Genomic DNA, 17,689 nt, shown 5'->3' on the forward strand with positions numbered 1-17,689 from the left:
CGGGGGTTTTTTATCATTGATGGTGCGATATGGAATCAATTGAACAACAACTAACTGAACTGCGAACCACACTTCGCCATCATGAACATCTGTACCATGTTTTGGACGCCCCGGAGATTCCGGACGCGGAGTACGATCGGTTAATGCGCGAGTTGCGCGAGCTGGAAACGCAGCATCCTGATCTCATCACGCCAGATTCCCCGACCCAGCGCGTCGGCGCAGCCCCGTTAACCGCCTTTAGTCAGGTACGCCATGAAGTGCCGATGCTGTCGCTGGACAACGTCTTTGATGAAGAGAGCTTCCTGGCATTTAACAAGCGCGTGCAGGACCGGCTGAAAAGCCCCGAGGCGCTGGTTTACTGCTGCGAACTGAAACTCGATGGCCTGGCGGTAAGTATCCTGTACGAAAACGGCGTGTTGATGCGCGCAGCGACGCGCGGCGATGGCACGACCGGGGAAGACATCACCACCAACGTGCGTACCATCCGCGCAATCCCTTTGAAGCTGCATGGCGACAATATTCCGGCTCGCCTTGAAGTGCGCGGCGAAGTGTTTTTGCCACAGTCCGGCTTTGAAAAAATCAATGAAGATGCCCGCCGTACTGGCGCGAAAGTGTTTGCTAATCCGCGCAACGCGGCGGCGGGTTCTTTGCGTCAGCTTGATCCACGGATTACCGCGAAGCGTCCGCTCACTTTCTTTTGCTATGGCGTTGGTATCCTTGAAGGCGGCGAGCTGCCGCGCAGCCATTTGGAACGCTTACAACAGTTCAAAGCTTGGGGTTTGCCGGTGAGTGAGCGCATACGTCTGTGCAGCACGCCGGAAGCGGTGCTGGATTTTTATCATCAGGTTGAAAACGATCGCTCGACACTGGGCTTCGATATCGACGGGGTGGTGATTAAGGTTGACTCGCTGGATCTGCAAGAGCAGCTTGGTTTTGTGGCGCGCGCGCCGCGGTGGGCGGTGGCGTTTAAATTCCCGGCGCAGGAGCAAGTGACCTTCGTGCGCGATGTGGAGTTCCAGGTGGGGCGAACCGGGGCGATTACACCGGTGGCAAGGCTCGAACCGGTGCAGGTTGCCGGTGTGCTGGTCAGCAACGCAACATTGCATAACGCCGATGAAATCGACCGTCTTGGCCTGCGCATTGGCGATAAAGTGGTGATTCGCCGCGCCGGAGATGTTATTCCGCAGGTGGTGAACGTGGTGCTTTCGGATCGCCCGGAAGAGACGCGCGAAGTGGTTTTCCCAGCGCATTGCCCGGTTTGCGGTTCTGATGTGGAACGTGTCGAAGGAGAAGCCGTTGCTCGCTGCACAGGCGGATTGATTTGTGGCGCACAGCGCAAAGAAGCGCTGAAACATTTTGTCTCTCGTCGCGCCATGGATGTCGATGGCATGGGCGATAAGATAATCGACCAACTGGTTGAAAAAGAGTATGTACACACGCCAGCAGACCTGTTTCGCCTGACCGCCGGAAAGCTAACCGGGCTGGACCGTATGGGGCCGAAATCGGCGCAAAACGTAGTGAATGCACTGGAAAACGCCAAAGAGACAACCTTTGCTCGCTTCCTCTATGCGCTCGGTATTCGCGAAGTGGGAGAAGCCACGGCGGCGGGATTGGCGGCGTATTTTGGCACGCTGGACGCCTTGATTGCGGCATCGGTTGACGATCTCCAGAAAGTGCCGGATGTCGGCGTGGTAGTGGCGAAACATGTGAGTAATTTCTTCCATGAAGAGAGCAACCGCGAGGTTATTCGCCAGCTGGTGGAAGAAGTGGGCATTCACTGGCCTGCGCCGGTCATCGTTAAAGCCGAAGAGATAGATAGTCCATTCGCCGGTAAAACGGTGGTGCTGACCGGCAGTCTTAGTCAGCTCTCACGCGATGACGCCAAAGCGCGTCTGACCGCGCTGGGCGCGAAAGTCGCTGGCAGCGTCTCAAAGAAAACCGACCTGGTGATCGCCGGAGAAGCCGCCGGTTCGAAACTCGCGAAGGCGCAAGAACTGGGGATTGAGGTGATTGATGAGGCCGAAATGATCCGTTTGCTGGGGGATTAAATGGAAAAGGAACAGCTCGTCGAGATTGCTAACACCGTTATGCCCTTTGGTAAATACCAGGGGCGTCGGCTTATTGATCTGCCGGAAGAGTATTTGCTGTGGTTTGCCCGCAAAAATGAGTTTCCCGCCGGGCGGCTGGGCGAGTTAATGCAGATTACATTACTGATCAAAACCGAGGGGCTGAGCCATCTGGTTCAGCCCCTGAAACGCGGTTAGGCTTTCGCCGCTTCCTGCGCTTGCTGCTGTTCCGCCTGGCGTTTGTAACGGCGGGCCAGCACGGCGCATACCATTAGCTGGATCTGGTGGAAGATCATCAATGGCAGCACCATCATGCCAATCACCGAGGTTGGGAACAGGATGTTGGCCATCGGAATGCCGTTGGCGAGGCTCTTTTTCGAGCCGCAGAAGACAATAGTAATCTCGTCCGCTTTGTTAAAGCCGCATTTGCGCGCCACGGTAATATTCACCGCAATCACAATTGCCAGCAGCACCAGGCTCGCCACCACGATAAACAGCAGTGAACCGATGCCGACTTTGTGCCAGATACCATTCACCACGGCTTCGCTGAAAGCAGAGTAAACCACCAGTAAAATCGAGGTTTGGTCGGTTTTCGAAATCCATTTCTTATGTTTCGCGACAAAGGCGCCGGTCCACGGGCGGGACAGATGGCCGAGCACAAACGGCAGCAACAGTTGCAGCATAATTTTGCCGACCTGCTCCAGGCTGCCTTCTGCACCGTGCAGATTCATCAGCAAGCCGACCAACAGCGGCGACAGGAAAATCCCCAACAAGCTGGATGCAGAAGCAGAGCAAACCGCCGCCGCGACATTACCGCCCGCCAGCGACGTAAAGGCAATCGCCGACTGAACCGTGGCGGGCAGAATGCACAAGTAGAGAAAACCGGTGTACAGCTCCTGGCTAATATTGACCGGCGACCACCAGACAAACAGCACGCCGAGCGCCGGGAAGAGCACAAAAGTGCTGCACATGACCCACAAATGTAAACGCCAGTGGCTGCCGCCAGCGATAATCGCTTCGCGCGACAGTTTTGCGCCATGCATAAAAAACAGTAGCGCAATTGCGGCGGTGGTCAGCCATTCGAAAAACGGCACAAAGCCGCCGCGTGCAGGTAAGAAAGATGCCAGCAAAACGGTACACACCAGCGTGAGCGTAAAAGGATCAAGGATACGAAAAATTTTCATGAGCACTCCTGAAAGTCGACGCCGCTATTGTGCTTTTTCTGCTTTGAGAAATAAAATTGATTTATTGCATCCATTCATGAATTTATCAGATGAATTATTCCTTACGTCAGTTGCGCGTTTTTGTCACGGTGGCGCAGGCCAAAAGTTTCAGCCGGGCAGGGGACATTATTGGCCTTAGCCAGTCTGCGGTCAGCCACAGTGTGAAAGAGCTGGAGTTGCAAACCGGCGTACGTTTGCTTGACCGCACGACGCGCGAAGTGGTGCTGACCGAAGCCGGGCAACAACTGGCTTTGCGTCTTGAGCGGTTGTTAGATGAGCTTAGCAGCACGTTGCGCGAAGCCGGACGAGTAGGGCAACAATTAACCGGTACGGTGCGCGTGGCTGCCAGCCAGACCATCTCCGCCCATTTGATTCCGCAGTGCATTGCCAGCAGCAACCAACGTTATCCGGAAATTGATTTTGTGCTGCATGACAGACCGCAGCAGTGGGTGCTGGAGAGTATTCGCCAGGGCGAGGTTGATTTTGGCATTGTTATCGATCCCGGCCCGGTGAGTGATTTTCAAAGCGAGGAGATCCTTGAAGAGCCGTTCTTTCTGTTGTGTCGCAATGATCATCCGTGGGCGCAACTGGCTGGCGTGCCGTGGTCGGCGTTAGACGGCGCGCGGTTGGTGGTGCAGGATTACGCATCCGGTAGCCGTCCGTTAATCGATGCGGCGCTGCAACATTTTGCCGTGCGGGCGACCATCGTGCAGGAGATTGGCCATCCGGCAACCCTGTTTCCGATGGTTGAAGCGGGGATTGGCATCAGTATTTTGCCTGCGCTGGCGCTACCTTTGCCGCAGGGAAGCCAATTGGCGGTGAAACGGTTAGTGCCGGATATGCAGCGAAAAATTATGCTGGTGCGACGCAAAAATCGCTCGCTGTCGGGCGCTGCGCAGGCGTTGTGGGAAGTGGTAAAAGAACAGGCCCGGTGTTTAAACCAGGCCCGTGAAGACGATCCGTTATTTACTCAAACGTAAATATCAATTTGGTGATCGTCGGAAGGATTATTTACACCTTCCACTTTGCCCTGCGGCTGTTGCTGCTGAGTTTGTTTCTGCTCAGCCTCTTCAGCTTGCTTGCGTTGTAACTGCTGAAGTTGAGATTGCAGGAGCTGGATCTGAGACTGGATCTGCTGTTGCTCTTTCTGCTTCTCTTCCGTGGTGCCATCGCCGTTAGCTACATCTTTCAGCTGCTGTGTCAGCTTGGTGATCTGCTGCGTGATGCGGCTGATCTGTGAAGCGACGTCGCTACTGGCTGACGATGAACTACCGGAGCTGCTGGTTTGTATTGATGCTGTGGATGTTGAAATTGTTGTCATTGAACTCTCCTTCTTGCCATAAAACATCATTATCGGCGTAATCAAGTACGACTTGAGTTGCGTTCATAGAACGACCGCAAGTTCCGCATCATAGCCAGACATTAAGGATAAATTATGGATAAAAGTAACCAGCTTACTCGTTGAAAAGCAGACAGTTTTGTTGGTTTTGTGATTGCGGATAGGTTGGATTTTCATGCTGATTTAATTGAAATTTTATTGGTGAATGCGAAAGCACCTGTTGGCACTGCGCTTAGCAGGCCTTGCGATTTTGTGTTTGTAGGCCGGATAAGGCGCAGCCGCCATCCGGCGAGAGAACTCAGGCAGGAATCGATTGCGCTCGGGCAGGAATCGCAGATAGCAAAAAAGCGCCTTTAGGGCGCTTTTTTACATTGGTGGGTCGTGCAGGATGACTCGCTTCGCTCGCCCTTTGGGCCGTCGCCGCAAGCGGCTCCGTTGTCTCACTACGTTCGACTCGAACCTGCCGCAGGTTCGAATCTTTTAGAATCGCAGATAGCAAAAAAGCGCCTTTAGGGCGCTTTTTTACATTGGTGGGTCGTGCAGGATTCGAACCTGCGACCAATTGATTAAAAGTCAACTGCTCTACCAACTGAGCTAACGACCCGAAGTGGTGGGTGATGACGGGATCGAACCGCCGACCCCCTCCTTGTAAGGGAGGTGCTCTCCCAGCTGAGCTAATCACCCACTTCGGTACTTCACAGATAAGAATTTGCTGGTGAGAAAGTGGTGGGTGATGACGGGATCGAACCGCCGACCCCCTCCTTGTAAGGGAGGTGCTCTCCCAGCTGAGCTAATCACCCACTTCTCATTCTTATCTACACTGCGGGAACCACTAAAATCGTGGTGGGTGATGACGGGATCGAACCGCCGACCCCCTCCTTGTAAGGGAGGTGCTCTCCCAGCTGAGCTAATCACCCCCGCTGTGTGGAGTCGCATTATAGGGAGAGTTGAAAATGAGTCAACGCATTTTAAAAAGAAATTGTTCGTTCGTCGTAAAATTAGACAAACCGTTGTGTAAACCATCGCGAGAGCATGATTTATAAACAAAATAACCCGATAAACCCGTCATTGCGGCAACAACATTGAGGAATCAGCCCACAGTGATAGAATATCGCCCACTTCTTTTCAGGTACTGCCGACGGTCGGCATCTTTATCAACGTAAGGCCATTTCATGAAAATCAAAACTCGCTTCGCGCCAAGCCCCACCGGCTATCTGCACGTTGGCGGCGCGCGTACTGCTCTTTACTCCTGGCTGTTTGCCCGTAATCACGGCGGTGAGTTTGTGCTGCGTATCGAAGACACCGATCTCGAACGCTCCACACCGGAAGCAATTGAAGCCATCATGGATGGCATGAACTGGCTGAGCCTGGAATGGGACGAAGGTCCGTACTTCCAGACCAAACGCTTTGATCGCTACAACGCAGTAATCGACGAGATGCTGGAAGCCGGCACTGCCTATAAATGTTACTGCTCGAAAGAGCGCCTCGAACAACTGCGCGAAACGCAGATGGCGAACAACGAAAAACCGCGTTACGACGGCCGTTGCCGCCACGATCATTCACATCACGCTGCTGATGAACCTTGCGTGGTGCGTTTCGCCAACCCGCAGGACGGTTCCGTTATTTTCGACGACCAGATCCGTGGTCCGATCGAGTTCAGCAATCTTGAGCTTGATGACCTGATCATTCGCCGTACCGACGGTTCTCCGACCTATAACTTCTGCGTTGTTGTTGATGACTGGGACATGGAAATTACACACGTGATCCGTGGCGAAGACCACATCAACAACACGCCGCGCCAGATCAACATCCTGAAAGCGCTGAATGCGCCGGTTCCGGTGTATGCCCACGTTTCTATGATCAACGGCGACGATGGCAAAAAACTCTCCAAACGCCATGGCGCGGTCAGCGTGATGCAATACCGCGACGACGGCTATCTGCCGGAAGCGCTGCTGAATTACCTGGTGCGCCTGGGCTGGTCCAGCGGCGATCAGGAAATATTCACCCGTGAAGAGATGATCAAGCTGTTCTCCCTGGGTGCGGTAAGCAAATCTGCAAGCGCCTTCAACACCGATAAGTTGCTGTGGCTGAACCACCACTACATCAACACGCTGCCGCCGGAATATGTTGCGACGCACCTGCAATGGCATATCGAGCAGGAAAAAATCGACACCCGAACCGGTCCGCAACTGTTTGAACTGGTGAAACTGCTGGGCGAGCGCTGCAAAACGCTGAAAGAGATGGCGGCAAGCTGCCGTTATTTCTACGAAGAGTTTGACGAGTTCGACGCCGATGCCGCGAAAAAACACCTGCGCCCGGTTGCGCGTCAGCCGTTGGAAGTGGTGCGTGACAAACTCGCTGCTATCACCGACTGGACCGCTGAAAACGTTCACCACGCCATTCAGGCGACCGCCGATGAGCTGGAAGTGGGCATGGGCAAAGTGGGTATGCCGCTGCGCGTTGCCGTTACCGGCGCGGGTCAGTCTCCGGCGCTTGACGTCACCGTCCACGCAATTGGCAAGTCCCGCAGCATTGAACGCATCAACAAAGCGCTGGGCTTTATTGCTGAACGCGAAAGCCAGCAGTAATTGCCTTCGGTTTTCATAATGAATAAGCCGCCTTCACTGAGGCGGCTTTTTTATGCGCTGAAATTACCAGGCGTAGCTGACTGTCGCCGTCATCGTGCGGCCAATGCCGTAGAAACAGGCCGTGCTGCCACCGCATGCCGCGACATATTTGGTATTGGCAATATTGTTGACGTTAAACTGCACGTTTGCCCCTTTCAGGCGGCTGTTCAGTTCGCCCAAGTCGTAGCCGATCATCGCGTCATACAGATCAACAGACGGCACTTTGAAGGTATTCTGTGTGTCGCCATAGCTGGTACCGATATAGCGCATCCCGACGCCCGCCGTCAGGCTTTTCAGCGGGCCAGAAGGCAGTGTGTAGCTGGTAAAGATCGACGCCATATGTTTGGGAACACGCGTCGGCGCTTTGCCTTTGGTTCCGGCAACCGTTGTGCTGACATTCTCCGCGTCGGTGTAGGTGTACGAGGCAATCAGGTTCAGGCTGTCATACAGCGTGGAATGCAGCTCCGTTTCCAACCCTCGGGAGCGGATTTCGCCCGCGTTTTCATACCAACCTTCGCTGCTGTTGTAGGTTGGCACGTTGTTTTGATGCAAATCGTACACCGCCAGCGACATCAGCGTATTTTCAACCGGCTGATACTTCACGCCCACTTCCGTTTGTTTGCCCGTCGTTGGCGCAAACGGCGCAATGCCTGGCGCGCGGTTGGTTTGTAGATTCGGCTCGAACGAGGTGCTGTAACTGATATAGGGCGATAAACCGAAATCAAACGCGTACAGCAACCCGGTGCGCCAGGTGAATTTCCTGTCGTTCTGCTGCGTGTTTCCATCCGCTGTCGTGTAATCCAGGGTGCGGACTTCCGACCAATCGTAACGCCCGGAAAGCAGCAGTTCCCAGTTGTTCCAGCTCAACTGATCTTGCAAATAAATCCCCATTTGATCGAGGTTTTGCTGCTCATCGGTCATCGTGCTGAAGGTACTTTCATCCACTTGCACGCCGTAAACCGGGTTCGTCCAGTCCAGATCGTATTGCGTACCGGACCCGCGCTTTAACGTCTGGCGATCGCGGTCCGATTTATAATCCAGGCCTGTAAGCAGCGTATGATCAATGTCGGCGGTGGCGAATCGCGCTTCAAGCTGGTTATCCAGACCGAACTCATCGGTATCGCGTGTTTCATGTTGTGCGCGGCGCGTTAACACACTGCTGTTGGCTGGGCTTGTGGCATAAACCAGATAGCGATATTTCTGCTTGATGCTGGCGTAACGAGCGTTCTGGCGCAGGGTGAACACATCGTTTAACTGATGCTCAAACTCATAACCGATCATGGCTTGTTCGCGCCAGGACTGATCATAGCTCGGGTCGCTGACGTTAAAATCGCGCGGCACATAACGGCCATTCACGCTGACCACCGTGCCGTAGTAGGGCAGGAAGTTGCGATAGCCCGCGTCCGGGTCTTTCTGGTAGCTGGTCAGCAACGTAAAGCGTGTTTGATCGTTGGGAAACCAGGTGATGGACGGCGCAATTGCCATGCGCGTCTCTTTATAATCGTCCACCTGGTTACGCTGCGTGCGGCCAATACCGTTAACGCGGTATAACACGCGCCCGTCATCGCTCAGCTTGCCGCCAAAATCAAATGCACCTTCCGCCAGATGATTATTGCCGGTGCGAAACTGCACGCTGTGGATTGGCTCGCTGGTCGGGCGTTTGCTGGTCATGCTGACGAGTCCGCCGGGGTTAACCTGGCCGAACAGCACTGACGCCGGGCCTCGCACCACTTCCACGCGCTCCAGCAGCCACGTATCAAGCGAACCGGTTTGCGACGAAGCCGTTGCGCCATAGCTCAGGCCATCAAGGAATTTCGGCACATAGCTGAAGCCGCGTACATACAATTCGTCGTTGCGGTTGGAGGATCCCCGGTATTCAGTAAACACGCCCGCACTGTAGCGCAGCGCCTGGGAAACGGATGTCACATCCAGCGCTTTCATTTGATCGCGGGTGACCACTGAAACCGATTGCGGCGTTTTCACCAAATCCGCCGAGGTTTTGGTTGCCGACAAGGTTTTGGTCGCGACAATTCCCTTCAGCGGCCCGGTAGGATCTTCTGCCGCGCCGGGCGTGACAACCAGCGTTTCTTCATTGGTGCTTTCCGCCAACACCGACGTGCTGACGCTGCTTGCCGCCAGGCTAAGCAGCCAGAGTTGCATTATCTTGTTGTTGTTAAAAATCATTCAAAACGTCCCGTTTTTGTCAGTGCCATTTAAAGCCCGCCATTCAGCATGTGAATGTGAGGGCAAAGATCATCACCGAAACAGATGGTATTGCAAATGGTAACCATTTGCATTAGCGTTGTTTCCAATTGTATAGGGGGATGTTTTTGCAATGAAAATGGCGTTAAGCGGCTTACTGATTGGATTGAGCGCGGTTCCGGCGATGGCTGAAAATTGTCAACCCACCACAGTTCAGGGGGAGCAACAAGGAAAGTTTGACGCCAGTGGCGAAGTCTGTTTTCAACTTCCTGCGCTGAGCGAAAATTATGTGTCGGCGAGCGTTTCTGGTGTGACCGATGCGTATTTGCTTGATGGACAAAACCGCCGTTTGCGCGAACTGCTGGCAGGCGGCCCGGCGGATGGCGAGCAATCCCTGCTGTTTTCATTACCCGTTAGACAACCCTCATCGCTGGTGCTGCACGGCAATGAAGGTGTGCGCTGGCGTTTTTCCTGGCATATGAAAGAAACCACGCCGCTGTCGCGCCCGCAAACCCTGACGCCGGTTAGCCCGCGCTTGCAGCAACTGGCAAGCGAAATTGCCGCTGGCGGCACGACGGACGCTTTCTGGCAAGAGATAAAGCAGACAGGGACGCCACTTGTTGAACCGGTTGATAGCAGCCATAAGCGCGTCACCTTTTTGTGGCGTGGCGCACGCGGCAATGTCTTTATCCTCGGTTCGCCGGCTGGCGATCACGATCCGCTATTTCGCCTTGCCCATTCAGATGTCTGGTTTCGCAGTTACGTCGTGCCTGCCGACACGCGCATGCAGTACAAACTGGCGCCGGATGTGCCCAACGTCGACGGTAGCCCGCGCGATCAACGTCGTGCGATCCTCGTCACCGCGCAGGCCGATCCGCTCAATCCGCACACCCTGGCCCAGGGCATGAACGATCGCTGGAACCGCGCTTCGCTGCTGGATTTAAAACCGTCGCGTTATTTTTCCACTCAGGCGATGGCAGAACCGGTGCGCCATGGCGTGTTATCACGCCAGCCGTTTTACAGCGAACGTCTGGGCAACAGCCGGGAAATCATCATTTACCGTCCCCGCGCTTCTCAGCCTGCGCGCTGGACGCTGATCCTGTTTGACGGGCAAACCTGGCAGGACGAATACCACGCCGCCAATGTGCTGGATGGCCTGATTGCCCGCCATGCATTGCCGCCCATCAACATTGTGTTTATCGACAGCCTCGACCACCGGCGGCGCGGCAAAGAACTGCCGCCGAATGCCAACTTTGCTGACTTTATGGGGCAAGAACTAATCCCCTGGCTACGCAAGCGAGGCATGGCGTTAACGCGCAATAAAACGGTGCTGGCGGGAGCGAGTTACGGCGGGCTGGCCTCTTCGTGGGTGGCTCTACGCTACCCGCGCTTATTTGGCAATGTGCTCAGCTTGTCAGGTTCTTACTGGTGGGCGCCAAAAGGCGAAGCGCCAGGCTGGCTGACGCGTCAGTATCAACAATCACCGCGCTATCCGCTGCGTTTTTGGCTGCAGGCCGGGCGTTTTGAAGCGCAAGGGCAGGACGGCGGTATCTTTAAAAACAGCATTGAGTTTGAACAGGTGCTACGAGAAAAAGGTTATGCGGCCAGTTTCCACCCGTGGTCTAGCGGCCATGATTACGCGGCCTGGGTCGAAGCACTGGTGGCCGGAATGCGGGATTTTACCGGCCAGAGATCGTCGTTATAGGCCTGATGAGCGAAGCGCCATCAGGCATTAAGCGTGATGGCGCTTTAATTGCCTGGTGGCACCAACGCTCACCGGGCCTACGAATTACCTTGCAACCACAAAGCGTTTTTCGTCTTCCATAAAGGCTTTGTCGCCTGCCGGCGCGGCAATCGAACCGAAGTTCATATGCGCGCGAAGTTTCCAGCTCGCCGGAATATTCCAGGTACGCTGAACATCTTCATCCACCAGCGGGTTGTAGTGCTGCAAGTTTGCACCAATGCCTTTCTCTGCCAACGCCAGCCATACGGCGTATTGCGCGATACCAGAACTGTGTTCTGACCACACCGGGAAGTTGTCGGCGTAAGCGGCAAACTGCTCCTGCAAGCGGGTGACCACATCCTGATCTTCAAAGAACAGCACCGAACCCGCGGCAGCCGCGAAACCGTCTAATTTCTGCGACGTGGCGTGGAAATTCTCTTCCGGCACGATTTTCTTCAGCTGTGCGCGGGTCAATTCCCAGAACTGCTCATGCTCTTTACCCAGCAGGATCAGGGCGCGGGAGCTTTGCGAGTTAAACGCCGACGGTGCCTGGCGAATCGCTTCTTTGATGGTCTCAATGACAACATCGTCAGCCAACGGCAAATCTTTCCCGAGGGCATAAATGGTGCGGCGTTGTGTTGCTAAAGCGAGAAAATTGTCTGACATGATTCCTCCTGAAGTTAACTGCACTTCCGCTGTGCTGTTGCCAGCGGTTTGCGGAAAGAGAGCGCGAAAAAGTTTCTGCAATGCGTTCATGATTCGTCGTATCTAATGTCTTGTTGCTAAAAAGCATAGGCCGACGAAGCGATAAGGAAAAGCTGAACTATTTGCCGTTAACGTTCAAAAAATTAGAATGAACCTGGAATCATCTGTGCTTTGTCAGACCGCGAGCCAGCGCTTCCATACAAACCGCAAAACGAAAAATTCAATGGTGCCCAGCAGCAAAAACCACAGGCAGTAGAGCAGGGTATAAAGTTGATTCAAATCCAGTAGATGGAAACGCTGCATCAGCGTTTGCGCCAGTTGCAGGCCAAGAGACGGCGCGGGAAGCAGCAGTACGGAGATAAAGGCCATCAGTAGAATACCGGCCAGGGTGACCAGCGTTTCGAGGGGGTGTTTCATAAGTGTTAATCGCTAATGAAAAACCGCATTGTCGGGGAAAGCGCGCCAGAGCGCAACGTTCCCCGACCGTCAATCAGGCAACAACAAATTGGTCGACCAGTTTGCTCATGGTTTCGGATTGTTGATCCAGTAATTGACTGGCAGTGGCGGCGCTCGCCACCAGCCCGGCGTTTTGCTGGGTTACCTGCTCCAGTTGATTCAGCGCTTCATGCACTTGCGCCACCCCTAACGACTGCTCGCTGGCGGCTTGCGCAATGTCGCTAACAAATGCCAGCATTTGCCCGGTGTTGGCTTTTGCCGATTGCAACGTCCGGTCAGAGTCTTGTACCAACGTTACACCCTGCTCGATTTGCTCCATATTTTTATTCACCAGCGCACGGATTTGCTGCGCTTCGTTGGCACAGCGCTGCGAGAGTTTACGTACTTCCGTAGCGACAACGGCAAAGCCTCTACCGAGTTCACCGGCACGAGCGGCCTCTACCGCGGCGTTGAGCGCCAGCAAATTGGTCTGGAACGAGATCTCATCAATAGAACCCACAATGCTGGAGATATGCTCGCTGGAACCACGAATGGCCGTCATGCTGAGGCTCGCTTCACCCGCCACGCGGCTGGCTTCCTGCACCTGTTTCTCCATCTCTTCAGTCAGGCGTTTCGCTTCAATGGCGTTATCGGCGGTCTGGTTCACAGCGGCCGAAATCTGCCTCATGCTTGCTGCCGTTTCAACCAGCGAAGCGGCTTGCTCATCGGTTCGCGACGCCAGATCCTGGTTACCGTCGGCAATTTCGGCACTTGCTTTACGTAGTACTCCAGCACCGTGTTTGATCTCGCTCACGATATGCTCAATGCTTTCGATCGCCTGGTTATAGGCGCGGTTAAGCAGTGAGAGTTCGTCGCTGCCGGGTACATCCAGACGCTGTGTCAGGTCGCCCTCCATCTCTTCAATGGTCGCCAGCGAGTGGTGCAACTGGCGGTGAATGCTTCTCGCCACCAGCACGGCGGAAACGAGCGCCACAATCAGCGCGGCAAGGCTTATCACCGCAAAAATAATCATTTCGTGGCGATTTTCACTGGCAAGCTGTTGCGCGGTAGATATCAGCGTATCTTCTGCCGCTTCTTCCACAACTCTAAGGCCATTAATCCGCTTTGTCTGAGCGTTGAACCAGTCTGCTGGCACCACGCCAAAACCGCCCATTTCCTCGTGGTCGATTGCCAACTGGCGCAGTTTAAGCGCTTGCGTCGCTTGTGGGGATTGAAGTTGCGCGGTGAGGTTATCGTTGACCGCCGGCGTATTGAAGGCGTGCGCTGCTGCGAGCCAGGCGTGTTGTTTGCCGACGACTTCATGAAGTTGATGGAGTTGCTTGTCGGTAAAGCGATCGGCGGAGAAGACATTCGACATCAGCGCGAGCTCAACGCCTGCCTGTTCTTTGGCGTTTAGCATGCTGTAATAAGCCGCCTGTTGATTCACAATGTCACCGTTTTCGGTTAGTTGGCTAATGCCGCCGACAACATTCAGCAAATCATTGATGATGGTGCTATACCACTCCAGGTATTCCGCTCTGCTGACACTTTGGGCGCGGATTTGCTGATGAAATATTTCCATTTTTTGTTGATGCTCGCGAAATTTTTCGAGAGCAAAGCGAATATCGCTATTCGCATCCTGTACATGAAATTGATTTAATTCGGCGGTAAATTTATCAATAGTGTTCATTGAAGTAAAATATTGCTCTGATAACTCCTCGCTAAATTTTTGGCCATTACTTCCTAAATAACCCGCGCTTAATCCGCGCTCTCTTTGTAATGCATGAATAACGTTACTGGCACCTTTCGTTAGCTTCGTTAAGTTCATGATAGCTTGCATCTGCTGGCCTGTTTCAACACGCTCCACAATACCCTCGGTCGTTAACCCGACAAGTGCAAATAATAAAGGGGTTAGTGCCAATGATAATTTCGACTTCATTGATAAACGGTAAATCCATTTCATATATATTTTCCTCTATTCCATGTTTTCTTTTGTTTATTACCGGAGAAGAGGTTGTTTGATCTATTTCTAATGCAGGTCTTGTTGATATTCGTCAATTATATTGAGTGCGGTCGGTACTTTGTGGTGATAAAGATGAGAAATATCGTTGCTTACCGAGAAATAGATAACAACGCCCCCAGTGAAAATAATTTTGGGGCGTTATAAACCGGATGGGCAAATAAACACTCAGCCCGCAGCCCAAATCTCGGCATGCTTTTTCACCAACCCAATCAGCGATCCGCCATCGGCGACAAAATCACGCATCAGTTGGGCTTCGCTTTTACCGCGTTTTACCACATTGGTCAGTTCATCCAGCGCGCTGCTGGCGTTGAGCTTGTCCGCCGATGGCGCAATCTTCTCCAGCAGCCGCGATAAATCTTCCGCGATAGTACACTGCTCGCCGGTATGAACATCCGTGATGATGCCGTCCAGCCCGAAGCGACAGGCCTGAAACCGGTTGAATTTATACAACAAATAATCCCGCTCCTGATGTTTGAATGGCCGCTCAGCCAGCAACCAGTGCGACAGCGCCTGAATAAACCCGGCGACACTGATGGCGTGCGACAGCGTCAGCGGCGTATCCATTACCCGCACTTCGACGGTGCCAAAATGCGGGCTGGGTCGAATGTCCCAGTGCAAATCTTTGATGCTTTCAATCATTGAGGTGTAGCTCAAACGGCGAAACAGCCCTTCAAACTCCTGCCAGTTCGCCACCCACGGCATCGGGCCATTATCCGGAAACGACGAGAAAATATTGAGGCGCGACGAGGCGTAGCGGGTGTCGGTGCCCTGGATATACGGCGAGGCGGCGCTAAGGGCGATAAAGTGCGGCACAAAACGGGAAAGACCGTGCAATAAATAGATAGCGTCGTCACCGTTGGTGCAGCCAACATGCACATGTTGACCAAACACTGTCGCCTGCTGCATCAAATAGCCGAACATCTCCAGCGTGCGGGCATAACGCTCATCTTCACACACCTGCTGGCGCTGCCATATCTGGAAAGGGTGCGTACCGCCGCCGCAAATCTGCACATGGTTTTCCGACGCTGCTTGCAGAATAACGTGCTGCATGGCTGAAAACTGGTGCGCCGCCTGGCCGATATCGCGACAAACGCCGGTGGCAATCTCCAGCATGCTTTCGGTGATATCGTGTTTAACCTCTCCGGCGCTAACCTGGTGTTTTACCGCCTCGATCAGCCGCGACGAGTCCTGGCTCAAATCATAGCCGGGTGGGTTAACAACCTGTAATTCCAGTTCAATGCCAAGGGTAAACGGGTCCGAAACATGAAAATCAGGCAGTGGCATAATCATCCCTTACTCATCGGTTTTGTTTGAGTATGGAAGTGAAAAGCCAAACTTGCCTGCCGCAAACGCGGGGTTTTTTCTCCTTCGCACCTGCTGCTAATAATGGCGGCATGATCATGAAAAGATTTAATAATCAGACGTCGGGGAAAATAATATCGGTTCGAAACCAATTAACGGACGATTTAATGGTGCATTTTTGCAACATTTTTCCCAAACCCGGTGCGAAATATCGCCAAACTATACACATCTATTATTTGTAAAAGCGCATAACGCGCTGAGTGATAACCCTTTCTGATAATAACCCCACCCAAATGACAGTTATTCGCGTTTAGCCAGCTGGTATGTATCTTGCCTGTTAAATCTCTCAATTATTTAACAGGGACAACGTGATGCTTAATCAATCTTTTTGGCGTAAACACCGTCTGGCTGTCGCGATAAGCATGCTGGCGCTGGCGGGCGTCACTCAAGCGCAGGCTTCCACTTTGCGTATTGCAATGACGGCGGCGGATATCCCGTTAACCTTAGGCCAGCCGGACCAGGGCTATGAAGGTAATCGCTTTACCGGCATTCCTTTATATGACGCGCTCGTTGAGTGGGATTTGTCGCAAGGCGAAAAACCGAGCGGGCTGGTGCCGGGGCTGGCGACCGAATGGCACGTTGACCCGCAAAACCAGAGCCGCTGGATTTTCACCCTGCGACCGGGCGTGAAATTCCACGATGGCAGTGAAGTCAATGCCGATGCCGTTGTCTGGAACGTTGGCAAAGTGCTGGATAAAGCCGCGCCGCAATACGCGCCAGGGCAAATCGGCAACACCTTATCGCGCATGCCGACGCTGACCGGTGCCGAAAAAATTGATGATCACACCGTCGCGCTCACCACCTCCGAGCCGGACGCGCTGTTGCCGTACAACATCACCAACTTGTTCATTGTCTCGCCAACGGCGTGGCAGAAAATCTACGACGCGGTGCCCGCTTCCGCAGGCGATACCGCCGCGCGCAGCAAACAAGCGTGGACCACGTTCGCTTCACAGGCGGTCGGCAGTGGGCCGTTCAAACTGGAAAAACTGGTGCCGCGCCAGCAACTGATCCTCGCCAAAAACCCGGATTACTGGGACAAAAATCGCATTCCGCGCGTCGACAAAGTGGTGCTGATTCCGCTGCCGGAAGCCAACGCTCGCACGGCGGCGTTATTGTCAAAACAGGTCGACTGGATTGAAGCGCCCGCGCCGGATGCCGTCGATCAGATCAAAGCTCAAGGCTTTAAAATCTATTCCAACACTCAGCCGCACGTCTGGCCGTGGCAATTTTCCTTTCTGGAAGGTTCGCCGTGGCGCGACATCCGCGTGCGTAAAGCCGCCAACCTCTGTCTCAACCGTTCGGAGTTAAAAAGCTATCTCGGCGGCTATATGTCGGAAGCGACGGGCATTTATGAAGAGGGCAACCCGTGGCGCGGCAAACCGACATTCCAGATCAAATACGACCCTGATGCCGCACGGAAATTAATGACCGAAGCGGGCTACAGCGAAAGCAAACCGCTGCACGTTACCGTGGCGACGTCGGCTTCCGGTTCCGGGCAGATGCAGCCGTTGCCGATGAACGAATACATCCAACAGAGCTTAAAAAGCTGCTTCTTCAATGTGGATATCAAAGTCAACGAGTGGAACACGCTGTTCACCAACTGGCGTCTTGGCGCGAAAGATCCTTCCGCGCAAGGCGTCAACGCGATCAACGTCAGCGCCGCCGTCACCGACCCGTACTTCGGCATGATCCGCTTCGCCACCGAAAAAGCCTTCCCGCCGACCGCCACCAACTGGGGTTACTTCACCTCGCCGGAGACGGAAAAACTCGCCGTTGCCGTCAAACACGCCTTCACCCCGGCTGAAATGGACAAAGCCGCCGGTGAATTGCATGCCGCGCTGGTGGATCAAGTGCCGTTCCTGTTTGTCGCCCACGATGTTGGCCCGCGCGCCATCTCCCCGGCGGTCACCGGCGTGGTGCAGCCGCAGAGCTGGTTCATCGATTTAAGTCTGGTGAGCAAGAAAGAGTAACCGTTGTAAGGAGA

General features: G+C 54.0%; 13 protein-coding genes, 4 tRNA genes and 1 other RNA gene. 6 read left to right on the forward strand and 12 right to left on the reverse strand.

The features are described 5' to 3' along the window. Positions 1-29: 29 nt before the first annotated feature. Together ligA and AAEY27_RS06705 are read left to right on the forward strand one after the other, a co-directional pair. Positions 30-2,048 (forward strand): NAD-dependent DNA ligase LigA, encoded by a 2,019-nt coding sequence (gene ligA / locus AAEY27_RS06700; RefSeq protein WP_342324110.1) that lies wholly within the window; start codon positions 30-32, stop codon positions 2,046-2,048. After that, a complete protein-coding gene (locus tag AAEY27_RS06705; protein WP_342324111.1) occupies positions 2,049-2,264 on the forward strand; it encodes a DUF3820 family protein in 216 nt (71 codons plus the stop codon). Here AAEY27_RS06705 and AAEY27_RS06710 read toward each other — a convergent pair. Next, positions 2,261-3,250: a bile acid:sodium symporter family protein gene (locus AAEY27_RS06710; protein WP_342324112.1), complete on the reverse strand. Its 990-nt coding sequence runs from the start codon at positions 3,248-3,250 to the stop codon at positions 2,261-2,263. The two genes, AAEY27_RS06705 and AAEY27_RS06710, sit on opposite strands and share 4 nt — an antisense overlap. Positions 3,251-3,339: 89 nt before the next feature. Between AAEY27_RS06710 and AAEY27_RS06715 the strand changes: the two genes are divergently transcribed. Next, positions 3,340-4,269, forward strand: coding sequence for a LysR family transcriptional regulator (locus AAEY27_RS06715; protein WP_342324114.1), 930 nt, complete (start codon positions 3,340-3,342; stop codon positions 4,267-4,269). On the opposite strand, the gene AAEY27_RS06720 is transcribed toward AAEY27_RS06715, so the two are convergent. The 6 genes from AAEY27_RS06720 to AAEY27_RS06745 form a co-directional block, all read right to left on the reverse strand. Next, positions 4,260-4,610 (reverse strand): FlxA-like family protein, encoded by a 351-nt coding sequence (locus AAEY27_RS06720; RefSeq protein WP_342324115.1) that lies wholly within the window; start codon positions 4,608-4,610, stop codon positions 4,260-4,262. The genes AAEY27_RS06715 and AAEY27_RS06720 overlap by 10 nt on opposite strands. A gap of 390 nt (positions 4,611-5,000) precedes the next feature. Beyond that, a non-coding RNA gene (locus AAEY27_RS06725) (RtT sRNA) lies at positions 5,001-5,126 on the reverse strand. 30 nt (positions 5,127-5,156) lie between these two features. Then, positions 5,157-5,232, reverse strand: a tRNA-Lys gene (locus AAEY27_RS06730). 4 nt (positions 5,233-5,236) lie between these two features. Continuing rightward, positions 5,237-5,312: transfer RNA gene (locus AAEY27_RS06735), tRNA-Val, on the reverse strand. A 40-nt stretch (positions 5,313-5,352) separates the two neighbouring features. Continuing rightward, positions 5,353-5,428, reverse strand: a tRNA-Val gene (locus AAEY27_RS06740). A 41-nt stretch (positions 5,429-5,469) separates the two neighbouring features. Then, a tRNA-Val gene (locus AAEY27_RS06745) sits at positions 5,470-5,545 on the reverse strand. 255 nt (positions 5,546-5,800) lie between these two features. Between AAEY27_RS06745 and gltX the strand changes: the two genes are divergently transcribed. After that, positions 5,801-7,216, forward strand: coding sequence for a glutamate--tRNA ligase (gltX, locus tag AAEY27_RS06750; RefSeq protein ID WP_342324117.1), 1,416 nt, complete (start codon positions 5,801-5,803; stop codon positions 7,214-7,216). A gap of 63 nt (positions 7,217-7,279) precedes the next feature. On the opposite strand, the gene AAEY27_RS06755 is transcribed toward gltX, so the two are convergent. Next, the gene (locus AAEY27_RS06755) at positions 7,280-9,436 is read right to left on the reverse strand and encodes a TonB-dependent siderophore receptor (RefSeq protein WP_342325490.1); all 2,157 of its coding nucleotides are present in this window, start codon (positions 9,434-9,436) and stop codon (positions 7,280-7,282) included. 154 nt (positions 9,437-9,590) lie between these two features. Between AAEY27_RS06755 and AAEY27_RS06760 the strand changes: the two genes are divergently transcribed. Beyond that, a complete protein-coding gene (locus AAEY27_RS06760) occupies positions 9,591-11,162 on the forward strand; it encodes an alpha/beta hydrolase-fold protein (protein WP_342324118.1) in 1,572 nt (523 codons plus the stop codon). A gap of 84 nt (positions 11,163-11,246) precedes the next feature. Here AAEY27_RS06760 and AAEY27_RS06765 read toward each other — a convergent pair whose 3' ends face one another. From AAEY27_RS06765 to AAEY27_RS06780, 4 genes are all read right to left on the reverse strand, one after another. Further along, positions 11,247-11,846 (reverse strand): nitroreductase family protein, encoded by a 600-nt coding sequence (locus AAEY27_RS06765; RefSeq protein WP_342324119.1) that lies wholly within the window; start codon positions 11,844-11,846, stop codon positions 11,247-11,249. Positions 11,847-12,059: 213 nt separating this feature from the next. Next, entirely contained in the window at positions 12,060-12,302 is a 243-nt protein-coding gene (locus AAEY27_RS06770) for a DUF1158 family protein (RefSeq protein ID WP_342324120.1), read from the reverse strand. A 73-nt stretch (positions 12,303-12,375) separates the two neighbouring features. Next, the gene (locus AAEY27_RS06775) at positions 12,376-14,283 is read right to left on the reverse strand and encodes a methyl-accepting chemotaxis protein (RefSeq protein ID WP_342324122.1); all 1,908 of its coding nucleotides are present in this window, start codon (positions 14,281-14,283) and stop codon (positions 12,376-12,378) included. Positions 14,284-14,508: 225 nt separating this feature from the next. Then, a complete protein-coding gene (locus tag AAEY27_RS06780) occupies positions 14,509-15,627 on the reverse strand; it encodes a YbdK family carboxylate-amine ligase (RefSeq protein WP_342324124.1) in 1,119 nt (372 codons plus the stop codon). Positions 15,628-16,016: 389 nt separating this feature from the next. On the opposite strand from AAEY27_RS06780, the gene AAEY27_RS06785 reads away from it, so the two are divergent. Beyond that, on the forward strand, positions 16,017-17,675 hold the full coding sequence (locus AAEY27_RS06785) for an ABC transporter substrate-binding protein (RefSeq protein ID WP_342324126.1): 1,659 nt from the start codon (positions 16,017-16,019) through the stop codon (positions 17,673-17,675). The last annotated feature ends 14 nt before the right edge of the window (positions 17,676-17,689 follow it).

It is taken from the genome of Kosakonia sp. BYX6, assembly GCF_038449125.1.
Lineage (GTDB): Bacteria > Pseudomonadota > Gammaproteobacteria > Enterobacterales > Enterobacteriaceae > Kosakonia > Kosakonia calanthes.